Source organism: Herbaspirillum lusitanum P6-12, from assembly GCF_000256565.1.
GTDB classification, from domain to species: domain Bacteria; phylum Pseudomonadota; class Gammaproteobacteria; order Burkholderiales; family Burkholderiaceae_D; genus Herbaspirillum; species Herbaspirillum lusitanum.
Genome location: NZ_AJHH01000012.1, coordinates 1 through 13326, shown reverse-complemented (window position 1 = coordinate 13326; position 13326 = coordinate 1). Strand labels below are relative to the sequence as shown.

The window sequence follows — 13326 nt, the reverse complement described above, 5'->3', positions numbered from 1 at the left end:
CATTCGCGGGCGCGCGCCAGCGGACGCGTCACGACCCGCTTGATCACCATCGTCAGGACCACGCCAACCAGCAGCAGGAAGGCGGCGCCGAACAGCATGAAGCGGTTGCGCATGGCGGCGATTTCCCTGGTCACTTCGTTGGTGTAGGTCTCGCCGACGATGACCCAGTTCCAGGCCGGGAATTGCGAGAAAGCGACGATCTTCTCTTCGCCGCTGTGGCCGGCGGTGTCGGGGTTGTCCCACATGTAGCGCATCACGCCTTGCTTCTTGGCGAGCATGTCCTTGATGAATTCCTTGCCGTCGACGTCTTTCAGTCCCAGCAGGTTCTTGCCTTCATCCTTGGGGCCCGCCAGCAGGGTGCCGAAATCCTTGCCCTCCTTGGCGTTGAGGACGTAGAAGAAACCGGTCTCGCCGATCTTCAGCGCCTTGATCTTGTCCTTGAGCGCCTTGATGTCGTCCGAGATATCGACGCCCACATAGAGCACGCCGATAAGCTGGCCGGCGGCGTCCTTGATCGGCACGTACTTGGTGATGTATTGCTTGCCGAACAGCGTGGCGATGCCGCTATACGATTTGTCCGCCTTCAGCGCGGCGTAACCGGGATGCGCGCGGTCGAGCATGGTGCCCACGGCGCGTTCGCCGTCTTCCTTCTTGACCGAGGTCGAGACCCGCACGAAGTCATCGCCGCTCTTGGCGAAGATGGTGGCGGTCACGCCGGTCTGGGCGGTGAAGCGGTCGGGAATGGAAAAGTCGAGATTGAGATCGGTGTCGCCGTTGCGCAGCACCGGCGTCGCCTTGTCGCCTATCTGTACGGTACGGCTGGCGTCCAGCGTGAACTTGCCCGGGAATGCGTTGGAGAACATGTTGGAGAAACGTTCCACCTGGCTGTTCACCGAACGGTCGAACATCTCGACCATGTTGACCACTGCACGCGTTTCGCCGCTGATCTGGTTCATCGAGCGCTGCTCGAGCATGGCTGACGTGGTGAGGTCGATCAGCAAGATGGCCGCGACGAACAGCGTGCCGACCAGTGCAAGGGTAAGGGAGGTGAGCTTGGTGCCGACGGCCCAGCTGCGATAGTGAAAGGCAGAGGTTTGCATGGTGTGGTTTTCTTTTTGTTGAGGCGCAAGGCGCCGGATACCGCGAGCAAATGTTGTGTTGCGAACTTAAGCAAACGTTTGCGCGTGCGCGGCCGGTTAGAAATACTTCAGTTTTTTGAACGCGAGCAAGTATAGCCAACTTCGCTTTTCATGCGGTCTCATTTAAGCCAAAAAACAACGTAACTCGTTGTTTATGAACCAGTTTTAGCGGTAAGACCAATGAAAAATGATGTAAAAATGCTATGCAATATTGTTGCTCTGATAAAACTTTTAGAGAAAATTGTCGATTTTGAAATTTTTCAGCCAGTGCTCGAAAACCGTGGCCAGCATCGGTCGTGAAAACAGGTAGCCTTGCGCCACATCGCATCCCTGTTGTTTCAGCAAATCGTATTGCCGTTTGTCTTCGACGCCTTCGGCCACCACGATCAGGTCGAGGCTTTCACCGATGCGGATGACCGCGTTGGTCAGCGCCAGCACCGTCTGGTCGCGATCCATGTCGCGCACGAAACTCTGGTCCAGCTTGAGCTCGCATACCGGCAGGTTGCGCAGGTAGCCGAGACTTGAATAACCGGTGCCGAAATCGTCCATCGCCAGCTTCACGCCTTGCGCATGCACTTCGCGGATGGTGCGCGTGGTGCTGGGGTTGGTATCCATCATCACGGTTTCGGTGATTTCCAGCGTCAGGTCGCCCGGCGCCAGCGCGAAGCGCTGCAGCAGGCCGGCGATGAACTGCGGCAGCTCCAGGTCATGGAAGTTGGTCGAGGACAAATTGACCGACACCGACGGCACGTTGATGCCGCGCCGGCGCCAGTCGTGAAGCTGGAAGCAGGCTTCTTCCAGCGCCCATTTGCCGAGCTCGCCGATCAGGCCGCATTCTTCCGCAATCGGGATGAAGCGCGCCGGAGAGATCTGACCGAGCTGGTCATGATGCCAGCGCGCCAGCGCCTCCACGCCATGCAACAGACCGGTGTGGAAATTGATTTGCGGCTGGTAATGCAACTCGAAATCGCCGCCGCGCAATGCGTCCCGCAGCGCGCCTTCGAGCGCCAGGCGTTCCTGCGCCTGGGTGTTCATCTCATCGCTGAAGAAACTGAAGCGGTCGCGGTTGTTGGCCTTGGTCTGGTACATCGCCATGTCGGCGCGATGCAGCAGGATTTCGATGGTTTCGCCATTGTCGGGAAACAGGCTGATCCCGATGCTGGCCGAGGGCGTCAGCGTCACGCCGGCGATATGGCAGGGCATCGACAGGCTGGTCTGGATGCGTTTGACGACGTCAGTGACGCGGTTCAGATCGCATTGCGCCAGCACGATGACGAACTCGTCGCCCGACAAGCGGCCGACGATGTCCGACTTGCGCGCCTCCGTCTGCAGGCGGCTGGCGACGGTGCACAGCAATTCGTCGCCGGCCTGATGACCGAGCGAATCGTTGATCTGCTTGAAGCGGTCGAGGTCGATGAACAGCACCGCCAGCGGAATCTGGGTGCGCGCCGCGTTGGCGATGGCTTGGTTGGCGCTGACCAGCAACAGGCTGCGGTTTGGCAGACCGGTCAGCGAATCGTAGAACGCCAGGCGATGGATGCGCGAGCGCGCCTCTTCGCGTTCCAGCGCCAGTGCGCACAAATGCAGGCTGACGTCCACCAGCCGGTGGTGGAAGGGATCGGGACGGCGCTTGCCATGGTAGTAGAACGCGAACGTGCCGATGACGCGGCCATCGGCCGACTTGATCGGCGTCGACCAGCACGATTCCAATCCGGTCGGCAGCAACAGGTCGCGATAATCGCTCCACAGCGGGTCGGTGGCGATGTCGACCACTTCCACCGGCTCGGCTCGGAATGCCGCAGTGCCGCAGGAGCCGACGCACGGACCGATCGCCACGCCTTCGATGGCGCGGTTGTATGCATCCGGCAGGCTGGGGCCGGCGACCGGATGCAGCAGGCCATTCTCATCGACGCGCAGGATCGACGCCACTATGTCCGGTGCAATGCGTTCGAGTTCCACGCACACCATGGTCAGCACTTCCTGCAGGCTGGCTTCGCGCACCATGGCGTTGAGCGTTTTGTACTGCAAGACTTCGTGCATCTTGGTGTTGGTGATGTCGGTCAGGATGCAGACCGCGTTGATCAGTTTGCCGTCACCGTCGAGGATGGGGTTGACCACGGTCGACACCCACAGCGGATGGCCTTGCTTGTCGACCATCATTTCCTCGCCATGGAAGCTGCGGCCTTCGGCGATTACCGCGTAGCAATCCTCGATCAGCTTGAGGATGGCGGTCTGTCCTTCGAACAACTCACGCGGCCGGCGGCCGATGACTTCCTCCGCAGTGAAGCCGAGCATGCGGCTGAAGCCGGTGTTGTGGAAGACGATGTGATTGGCGTCGTTGGTGATGAACACCGCGTTGTCGGTTTCATTGATGCCCAGCGACAGCAAATGCTGGTATTCGCGGTCGCGCTGCTCGCGCACCATGCGGTACGACACGTCCGAGCCGATGCTGATGATCTTGATCGGCTCGCCTTCGAGATCGAACACCGGCGTATAGGTGGCTTCCCACCAGACCGGCCGGCCGTCGCGTGCGATGCGTTTGAAACGGCCGGAAAAGAACCGGCCCTGGTTGACGTCGCGCCAGAAGTTTTCATACTCCTGGCTGTCGACGTAATCCGGTTCGCACAGGAAGCGATGGTGCTTGCCGACGATCTCTTCGGGCAGGTAGCCCATGGTCTTGAGGTAGTTGCCGTTGGCGCCGACGATGATGCCGTCGGCGGAAAATTCAATTACCCCGAGCGAGCGGTTGAGCGCGCGCAGCACGCTGTGTTTCTCCTGCGAATCATCAATATGGGCGGTGATGTCGGCAGCGATCGAGACCACGCGCAGCAAGCGCCCTTCGGCGTCGAACACCGGATTGCAGGTGGCTTCCAGCCACAGTCGCGAGCCATCGCTGCGCATGCGTTGCAAGGTGCCGGACACTACTTCGCCCTGATGCAGGCGCCGCCAGAACTCGGCGTATTCGGGCGATCCGGCATGGGTGGGATTGCACAGCATGCGGTGATGGTGGCCGACGATATCGCTGTGCCGGTACGCCATCAGCGTGAGGAAGTTGTCGTTGGCGGACAAGATGGTGCCATCCGGCGCCAGTTCGAGGATGGCCATCGAGCGGGAAAACGCCGCCAGCAGCGCCTCCTTTTCTTCAAGGGAGCTGCGGCATTGCTGAAGCTCAAGGCCGATGCGTTCGGCGTCCATCATGGAGTTGTTCCTCTCCCGTTCCTTGACTGCACTCATACGCGTCAATTCTCCGCTCGGTATGATTATGTTGCGTCTGTCTTGCGTCCGGTTTGAACCTGATCTGAATCTATCCTGAAACTTGCCCCCCGCTTTGAGCGAGGGGGTAAAACGGTCGGAATCCTTTGTTATCGGAAAAAAAGTTGTTGTTCTTGAGCATGCAGATCAAATAAGTTCTTTCTTTAAAATGCTTTGCCTGTTGAGCAGACCGTCTCCGGGTATCTCCGCGCACCTTGCCGCCCAACTCGCCGCCAAACCAGCCTCGCCATCCTGCGGCCGACCGTCCGGTCGAGTAGTGTATGATTCCGGCGCAGCCTGAGCGGCGTCAAAAACGAAATGAGTGTATGGATTACTTGCAGTTACTGGACGTGCTGTTGCACGTCGACAAGTCCCTCGGCCTCCTGATAGAGCAATACGGCACGATGATTTATGTGGTGCTGTTCCTGATCATCTTCTGCGAAACCGGTCTGGTGGTGCTGCCCTTCCTTCCCGGCGATTCGCTGCTATTCATTGCCGGCACGTTTTGCGCCACCGGCGCGATGAACATCTGGCTGCTGATGTTCCTGCTGGTGGTTGCCGCGGTGACCGGCAACACACTTAACTATTGGATCGGCAGCGCCATCGGCCACCGCGTCTTCACCCACAATTACCGCTGGCTCAATCCCGCCGCGCTGGCCAAGACGCACGCCTTCTACGAGAAACACGGCGGCAAGACCATCATCCTGGCGCGCTTCACGCCGATCGTGCGGACCTTCGCCCCGTTCATCGCCGGCGTGTCGGAGATGACGTTCATCCGGTTCCAGTTCTTCAACATCATCGGCGCCCTGTTATGGGTGGTCGGCTTGCTGGCGTTCGGTTACCTGTTCGGCAACTTGCCGTGGGTGCGCCAGAACCTCAACACGCTGGTCCTGATCGGCATCGTCGCCGCCATCCTGCCGATCGTGCTTGGCGGGTTGTGGCAGTTCTACCGCAAGTTCCTTTCCAGACGTCAATAGTCGACCAGGCCCAGCCCGCTCAAGGCGACTCTTTCGTGATTGTCCGGAGACGCAAGGAATGACTCCGATACGTCGTGGAATAACTCATCATACGACCGCGCGGGGCCGCAGCGATGGGCGGAAATGAGGTGGGAATACGGGTCTGTTCGGCCTTGGAGGCCGGTTCCGATGCCGTCCGGAAAAAAACACGGCCCAAATGAAAACTCCCGGCGCGATGTCCGGGAGCGGAAGGGGAGATACTTGAGGTGACGCCGACCGGCTCAGGTCAGCTTGTTCTTGGCCAGCGGCGGATTCTTGGAGAAGTACTTCTTGATGCCGGTCATGATGGCGTCGGCCATGTCATCCTGATAACTGTTGTCGGTGAGCTTGGCTTCTTCTTCCGGATTGGAGATGAAGGCCGTCTCGATCAGGATGCTGGGGATGTCCGGCGCCTTCAGCACGGCAAAGCCGGCTTGTTCCACGGCGCCCTTGTGCAGCTTGTTGATGCCGCCGATTTCCTTGAGCACGGCGTTGCCGATGCGCAGGCTGTCGTTGATCTGGGCGGTGGTCGACAAGTCCAGCAAGACGCTCGCCAATTGCTTGTCGTGGGTCTTGATGTTGACGCCGCCGATCATGTCGGCCGCATTCTCTTTGTTGGCGAGCCAGCGCGCCGCGGTCGAGCTGGCGCCTTTTTCCGACAGGGCAAACACCGAGGAGCCGCGCGCGGTCGGTTGCACGAAGGCGTCGGCGTGGATCGAAATGAACAGGTCGGCCTGCACCTTGCGCGCCTTTTGCACGCGCATGCCGAGCGGCACGAAGAAGTCGGCGTCGCGGGTCAGCATGACACGCATGTTCGGCTGTTCTTCGATCTTCTTCTTGAGGCGCTTGGCGATCGACAGCACCACGTCTTTTTCACGATTGCCGCGGCTGCCGATGGCGCCGGGATCTTCACCGCCATGGCCGGGGTCGAGCGCGATGGTGATCATGCGCGTGAGTTGCAGCTTGGTGTCGTCCTGCGGTTTGGCCTTGGCGGCGAACGGCGGATCTTCATCCTGCACTTGCGGTGCAGCTTTCGGGTCCGGCCTGGCTTCGGCCAGCGGCGGTCTGACTTCGGCCTGCTGATCCTTGGGCCAGTTGCCCTTCTGGATCAGCGCGGCGATCGGGTCCGGCGGGTTGGCCGGGTAGAGGTCGATGACGAAACGGTATTTGTATTCGCCGACCGGCTCCAGCGTGAACACCTGCGGCTTGATCTCATCCTTGAGGTCGAACACCAGCCGCACCACGCTGGGGCGGTTCTGGCCGACGCGGACTTGCTTGATGTAGGGATCGTTGGGCTGGATCTTGGCGACCAGGTCCTTCAGCGTCGAATTCAGGTCGATGCCTTCGATGTCGACCACCAGGCGCTCCGGATTCTTGACGATGAAATGGGTGACCTTGAGGTTGCTGTCGTTTTCCAGCGTGACGCGGGTATAGTCGTCGGACGGCCATACGCGCACCGCGAGGATTTGCGATGCCAGCGCCGGCAGGGGAGTCAATACGGAGACGAGGAGCGTGCCGCCTGCCTTGAGGATGGTGCGGCGAGTCTTGGATGTCACAGATTTGGAGCGAATTTCAGTCGAGCGAGGCATTGATGACCCTTGTCAGACAACGCTCGTAATTCTACATCACGTCCGTGTCCTGCAACCGTTAGCGAGATATTGATATCCGGGGGAGGCAACACGGGGTCGCCCTTTTCCGGCCATTCGATGATGCAGATGCTGTTTTCGTTGAAGTGTTCGCGAAAACCCGCGTCCAGGAACTCTTCCGGGCTGGCCATGCGGTAGAGGTCGAAGTGGATAACGGTTACCATGCGGTCTGCCAGCTTTACTTCATAGGGTTCGGCCAGCGTGTAAGTCGGGCTTTTGACGCGGCCCGGGTAGCCGGCGGCATGCAGCAGCGCGCGCGTGAGAGCGGTCTTGCCGGCGCCGAGGTCGCCGTGCAGGTAGATTGCCATGCCGGGTTCCAGCACCTGGGCCAGCGACGCGCCCAGGGCTGCGGTGCCGGCCTCGTCCTGCAAATGGGTGTGACGCGATGGCTGCATAAATTAATTGAGCTTGTTTGAAGCGACGTATTGAAAATGATTGATGACTGACCTTGTAGCACTTGCCGACACCATCAAAGCCTGGGGGCACGAACTCGGGTTCGCCGACCTGCGCATTGCCGATGTCGACCTGTCGCATCGGGAGGCGGGTTTCCAGGCGTGGCTGGACAAGGGTTACCACGGCGAGATGGATTATATGGCAAGCCACGGCATGAAGCGCGCCCGGCCCGCCGAATTGGTGCCCGGCACGGTGCGCGTGATCACCGTGCGCATGCCGTATCTGCCGCGCGATACTGCCGCCGGCTGGCGTGAGCGCGAAGAAGCGCGCGGCGCCGATTAAGCGCTGCAGTGGTCTCGCTGTATGCGCGTGGCCGCGACTACCACAAGGTCTTGCGCGCGCGGCTGCAGCAACTGGCCGGACGCATCGAGAAGGAAATCGGCGCTTTCGGCTATCGCGTCTTCACCGATTCGGCGCCCGTGATGGAAGTCGCACTGGCGGAAAAATCCGGCCTCGGCTGGCGCGGAAAACACACGCTGCTGCTCAACCGCGAAGCCGGCTCGATGTTCTTCCTCGGCGAACTGTTCACCGACCTGGCGCTACCGGTCGATGAGCCGGTCACACCGCATTGCGGCCAGTGCAGCGCCTGCATTGACGTCTGCCCGACCCAAGCCATCGTCGCCCCTTACGAACTTGATGCGCGCCGTTGCATTTCCTACCTCACCATCGAACTCAAGGGCAGCATCCCGGTCGAGCTGCGCAGCCTGATCGGCAACCGCGTCTACGGCTGCGATGACTGCCAGCTGTATTGTCCCTGGAACAAGTTCGCCCAGACCTCGACCTTGCCCGACTTCGACGCGCGCCACGGTCTCGGCAGCGCCTCGCTGATTGAGTTGCTGAACTGGAGCGAAGAAGATTTCAACCGCAACACCGAAGGCAGCGCAATCCGCCGCATCGGTCACGAGCGCTGGTTGCGCAACATGGCGGTCGGCCTCGGCAACGCGGCCGGCACGCACAAGGGCGACGCGGAAATCGTCGCCGCTTTGCGTCCGCGCCTCGACCATCCTTCCGAACTGGTGCGCGAACATGTCGAGTGGGCGCTCGCACAGCATTCCTTGTAAAGTGTTGTCTCCACAAAAAACAAAGATGGAGACAAGCGATGTCAAAAATGAAACCCCTGTCGCTGGCGCTGCTGCTCTCGGGCTGCGCTGCGATGTCGCTGGCGCATGCAGCACCGGAGAATGCCGCCACCGAAACCCTGCGCATCCCCGGCCTGCACAAGAAGGCCGAGATCCTCGTCGACAAATGGGGCGTGCCGCACATCTACGCCGCCAGCCAGGACGACGCGTTCTTCGTGCAGGGCTTCAATGCCGCGCGCGACCGTCTGTTCCAGATCGATTTGTGGCGCCGTCGCGGACTGGGCCAGTTGTCCGAAGTGTTCGGCCCGGCCTACGTCGCGCAAGACCAGGCGACTCGCTTGTTCCTCTATCGCGGCGACATGCAGCGCGAGTGGAAATCCTACGGCAAGCATTCCGAACACGTGGCGACCGCTTTCGTCGCCGGCATCAACGCCTATGTCGACTACGTTACGGCGCATCCCGAGCGGCTGCCGTACGAATTCAAACAACTGGCCTACCTGCCGGCCCGATGGCAGGCCGAGGACGTGGTGCGCATCCGCAGCCACGGCCTGACGCGCAACCTCACCAGCGAAGTCGCGCGCGCCAACGTCGCCTGCAAGGCCGATCTCAAGTCCGATGAAATCCGCTTCGGCCTGACGCCGAAGTGGGAGGCGATCATGCCGCAAGGCCTCGATCCCTGCCTGCCAAAAGACTTGCTCAAGGTGTTCGGGCTGGCCACGCAAAACGTCAAGATCACCAAAGAAAGTCTGAGCACCGCAGCCGATGACCACGGCGCGGCTATCCGCATTGCCGCCGCCGAGAATCTGGAAGAGACCATGGAAGGCAGCAACAACTGGGTGGTCTCGCCAGTCAGATCCGCCACCGGCCGCGCCATCATGGCCAACGATCCGCACCGCGCCTATTCCGCACCATCGCTGCGCTACATCACGCACCTCAGCGCACCCGGCCTCAACGTCATCGGCGCCGGCGAACCGGCCTTGCCGGGCGTGTCCATCGGTCACAACGGCACCATCGCATTCGGCCTGACGATCTTCAACATCGATCAGGAAGACCTGTACGTCTACGAGCTCAATCCCGCCAATCCGGACGAGTACAAATACCAGGGCAAGTGGGAGCGCTTCACCGTCCTGCGTGAACCGATCAAGGTCAAGGGCGGCGCGGGCTCGGCGACTGCCGAGCTGAAGTTCACGCGACACGGTCCGGTGATCTTCGTCGAGAAGGAAAAGAACCGCGCCTTCGCCGTGCGTTCCGGCTGGCTGGAACCGGGCATGTCGCCGTACTTCGGCAGCATCGATTACATGCGCGCCAAGAATTTCAAATCCTTCAAACGCGCCATGCTGAACTGGGGCGCGCCGACCGAGAACCAGGTCTACGCCGACGTCAAGGGCAACATCGGCTGGGTGCCGGGCGGCCTCGCGCCGAAGCGTCCGAACTGGGACGGCTTGCTGCCGGTGCCGGGCGACGGCCGTTATGAATGGGCCGGATTCTGGACCGGCGACCAGCTGCCGTCGACCTACAATCCCAAGCAGGGCTGGTTCGCTTCGGCCAACCAGATGAACCTGCCGGACGATTATCCGTACCGCGAGCGCAAGCTCGGATTCGAATGGACCAACAACTCGCGCTTCTCGCGCATCAGCGAAGTGCTGGCGTCGTTGCCGAAGGTGTCGCTGGAAGATTCGATGCGCCTGCAAAACGACGACCTGGCGATTCCCGCACGCCGTCTCGGCGCGCTGCTCAAACCGCTGACCTCGACCGATGCGCAAACACAAGCGGCGCTGAATATATTCAACAGCTGGGATTACGTCGAGCGCGTCGATTCACCGCAAGCCGCGCTGTATGAAGTCTGGCTCTCACGCCACCTGGGCAAGGCCTTCAAGGAGGCGGTGCTGAGCAAGGAAGCCGCCGCTGCGATGGGCGCGCCCGACGTCGCCGTGCTGCTCGATACGCTGGAACAGCCGCAGGCCAGGTTCGGCGCCGATGCGACGAAAAAGCGCGACGACGTCCTGCTGACCAGCCTCGGCGGCGCCTATGCCGAGATGGTGAAGTTGCAGGGTGAAGACGCGAGTAAATGGCAGTGGGGCAAGCTGCATCACAACCTGATGGAGCATCCGCTGGCCGGCGTGGTGGACGAGGCGACGCGCGCCAAACTGAACGTCGGCCCGTTGCCGAAACACGGCGGCGCTTATTCACCGAACCAGTCGACTTATCGCCCGAGCGACTTCCGCCAGACCAACGGCCCGTCGTTCCGGGTGGTGGTCGACGTCGGCAACTGGGATAACTCCAGGGCGGTCAATTCACCAGGGCAATCGGGCGATCCGGACAGCCCGCATTATCGCGACCTGGCCGACAAGTGGCTGAACGGCGAATACTTCCCGCTGCTGTATTCGCGCAAGGCGGTGGAGCAGGCGACGGTGCAGAGGATTGTGCTGGAGCCGGGGAAATAAGAAGCGTGGTGTGACTGAAAATCTATGAGTGGTCGTTCCAGCGGGAGCTGGGAGCTGGAACGACCACTTATGAATGAAGCATCAGGTGAGTAGTTTGTCAGTGCGTTTTCTCTACGGCAAGAACACAGCACGCGACATTAAATACCCGCCGCCTTCGCGCAAGGTGCCGGTCTGGGTAGCGACATAGCCGCTGCACAATGCTCCCGCGTCACCGTCGCTTTGCACGGGGAAGATCGGTTGACCGTCGACTCCTTGTGTCAACAATAAAGATTCCTCATCGGTGAAAGCACCGCGCCGTTGCAACGACTCCATCTCTCCTGCACGACCATTAAAACGGGCATTCTCCGCCTGTGTGGCCAACTCGGCCTTGTCGTCCAGAACCTTTTGCAATTCGCGATTCTTGGTCTTGGCTTTTTCAAAATTCTGCCAGGCCTGATGGTTATAGCGATCGTATTCCGATGGCGGCTTGGTTTGCCAGGTACGTAGTTTCTCGGCCTTTTCTTCCGCGCTCACGTAACCGCCCAGATAGAACCCGGCCAGAGAATCATGCACTTGTTCTTCCAGCAAGGCGATACCCTCGGCCTTGGACTGGCCCCGTTGTTCTTCGAATACCTGGAGCGCCAGCGCTTCCCTGTCGTCGGGTGCTTGGCGCATATCCGCGCGCAGTAACTGCTCGCGGTTGGCGATGTGACTGTGGCCCGGTGCAAAGAATTTGATTTCATCGCCGTTGGCTCGGTACCTCCTTGGAGGGCCGCCCTTGGCACGCTCACGCAGCAGCTCCATGTCTCCCTTGAACAGATCGTCGTAGCTGACCATGTCTTGCTGCTCTTGGGAAGTGGCACGCTGGCAGGCCGGCAGTTGCGCCATGCGGCCTAACCAGTGATAGCGAAAACGGTAATACATTCGCATGTGTTCGCGTACCTGGCTCTCATACGTCCCGGCGAAATCTCCAGCAGCCATGTAGGCGTTCCAGTTGGCAGCTAGTTCGGGACTGAGGGCATAGTCGGCCTGTAGATCCGAAGACATCTGGCGATAGGTCATCAAGGGCACGCCTGCCAGACGCGCAATTTTATGCATATGCAACAGCGGCACCTGCGACACCATCTGCCCGACGCTCATTCCTCGTCCTTGCTCTCTGGGGCAATAGCCACCACCGACATCCGCATGCACGCCGGGATACAGTACTTCCTGCACGTTGCTGCCCTGTACGCATGTGACGGGAAAGTTCATGCGCTGTTCGTGCGCGGCAATGTAGTGCACCGTCTGTTTGACCAGTGATGGAAGTGGCGTCAAAGTCTCTGCTGCCCAGCTGAAGTGGCCGTCGATGAAACGGAACGGCGTGGTTTGCGCCGCTGAATGCGGCAGGCCGACCGAGGCGACCGAGTCGAACAGGCCGAGGAAATTGATCTCAATGGGCATACCCGCGAGCGTGGATTTCTCTTCCAGTGCGGCGTGCAGCCAGTAGCAGAAACTGCGCGCTTCAATCGCCCCGCGGGAGAAGCCGAACACGGCGACACGAATTTTAGGGATACGGGGCTGAATGATCATGTCGCGCCGAGTTTGCAGCTTGTCGTTCAACTCGTCGCGCAGTTCTGTGAACCAGCGCTTGCGGCGTTCGTCTTGGGGGTAGTCCTTGTCGTAGTTACTTTCGACGTCGCGGGTATAGCTTTTTAGTTTGGCGGTAAGTTCACTATCGGTGAACAAGCGAGTACCTTCATTAAATGCCTGATACACCGCGTTGTAAACCTGCAGGATTCCGAACAGAATCCGTGCCTGCCCACCTTTCCCCATTGCCTTGCCTTCCTGGGTTTCTTTCCATTCCTGATTCTCAGGGAAGCGAGTACCGACGCCAGGAATATAGAAACGGAAACAGCTGGAATCTTTTTGATAGCCCTCGCCCTTGACATCCTTGTGCGCATTAAACAGCTTGACGACGTTCGTATGGGCTTGATTGGGTTCATCCCTGTACTTGTTGTTACTGGTGCCATCGAAGAACAGGCCGATTTTGACCATCTTCTGACAAGGCGGCAGAGGTCTACCGCCTGGCGCGTATACCACCGGCGCCCTAAGCAGATCCTTTAGGGCGATTTCTTCTGCTTCCGTTGCCATCAGCTCTGTTTCAGTATCAGCAATTATCTCTAGTGGAGCCGAATGTATTGGTGCACCCATGATTATTGTTCCTCCGGTGGAGGGACAATGGCATTTTCTGATATGGGATGTTTTGGACTTTCCGGTGCATATCTCGCAGACGATACTACCCTTACTTGATCATTCGGGAAGAAATGCACCCCCGGGGGCCCCCCCCCCCCCCCCCCCCC

At 60.0% G+C, this 13326-nt stretch carries 7 protein-coding genes and 1 pseudogene; 3 read left to right on the top strand and 5 right to left on the bottom strand.

Annotated features, from left to right (window positions below; all coding sequences use genetic code 11):
* Together HLUSI_RS0100485 and HLUSI_RS0100480 are read right to left on the bottom strand one after the other, a co-directional pair.
* Positions 1-1100 (bottom strand): Cache 3/Cache 2 fusion domain-containing protein (locus HLUSI_RS0100485; protein ID WP_016832088.1); only part of this gene is annotated, 1100 nt, incomplete at its 3' end.
* 270 nt (positions 1101-1370) lie between these two features.
* Positions 1371-4337, bottom strand: coding sequence for a sensor domain-containing protein (locus tag HLUSI_RS0100480; RefSeq protein WP_016832087.1), 2967 nt, complete (start codon positions 4335-4337; stop codon positions 1371-1373).
* A gap of 380 nt (positions 4338-4717) precedes the next feature.
* Here HLUSI_RS0100480 and HLUSI_RS0100475 point away from each other — a divergent pair, with 380 nt between their 5' ends.
* The gene (locus HLUSI_RS0100475; protein WP_016832086.1) at positions 4718-5368 is read left to right on the top strand and encodes a VTT domain-containing protein; all 651 of its coding nucleotides are present in this window, start codon (positions 4718-4720) and stop codon (positions 5366-5368) included.
* A 260-nt stretch (positions 5369-5628) separates the two neighbouring features.
* On the opposite strand, the gene HLUSI_RS0100470 is transcribed toward HLUSI_RS0100475, so the two are convergent.
* The gene (locus HLUSI_RS0100470; protein WP_029362950.1) at positions 5629-6975 is read right to left on the bottom strand and encodes an N-acetylmuramoyl-L-alanine amidase; all 1347 of its coding nucleotides are present in this window, start codon (positions 6973-6975) and stop codon (positions 5629-5631) included.
* Positions 6939-7427 carry a tRNA (adenosine(37)-N6)-threonylcarbamoyltransferase complex ATPase subunit type 1 TsaE gene (gene tsaE, locus HLUSI_RS0100465; protein ID WP_016832084.1) on the bottom strand — a complete coding sequence of 163 codons (489 nt, stop codon included), beginning with the start codon at positions 7425-7427 and terminating at the stop codon, positions 6939-6941. Before tsaE ends, HLUSI_RS0100470 begins: the two co-directional genes overlap by 37 nt.
* A gap of 43 nt (positions 7428-7470) precedes the next feature.
* Between tsaE and queG the strand changes: the two are divergent.
* Positions 7471-8546 (top strand): annotated as a pseudogene (gene queG, locus HLUSI_RS26310) (tRNA epoxyqueuosine(34) reductase QueG).
* A 38-nt stretch (positions 8547-8584) separates the two neighbouring features.
* Positions 8585-11008: a penicillin acylase family protein gene (locus HLUSI_RS0100455; protein ID WP_414086108.1), complete on the top strand. Its 2424-nt coding sequence runs from the start codon at positions 8585-8587 to the stop codon at positions 11006-11008.
* Positions 11009-11119: 111 nt separating this feature from the next.
* Here the strand turns inward: HLUSI_RS0100455 and HLUSI_RS30850 are convergent, their stop codons facing one another.
* Positions 11120-13177, bottom strand: coding sequence for a T6SS phospholipase effector Tle1-like catalytic domain-containing protein (locus HLUSI_RS30850; RefSeq protein WP_238533882.1), 2058 nt, complete (start codon positions 13175-13177; stop codon positions 11120-11122).
* Positions 13178-13326: the final 149 nt, after the last annotated feature.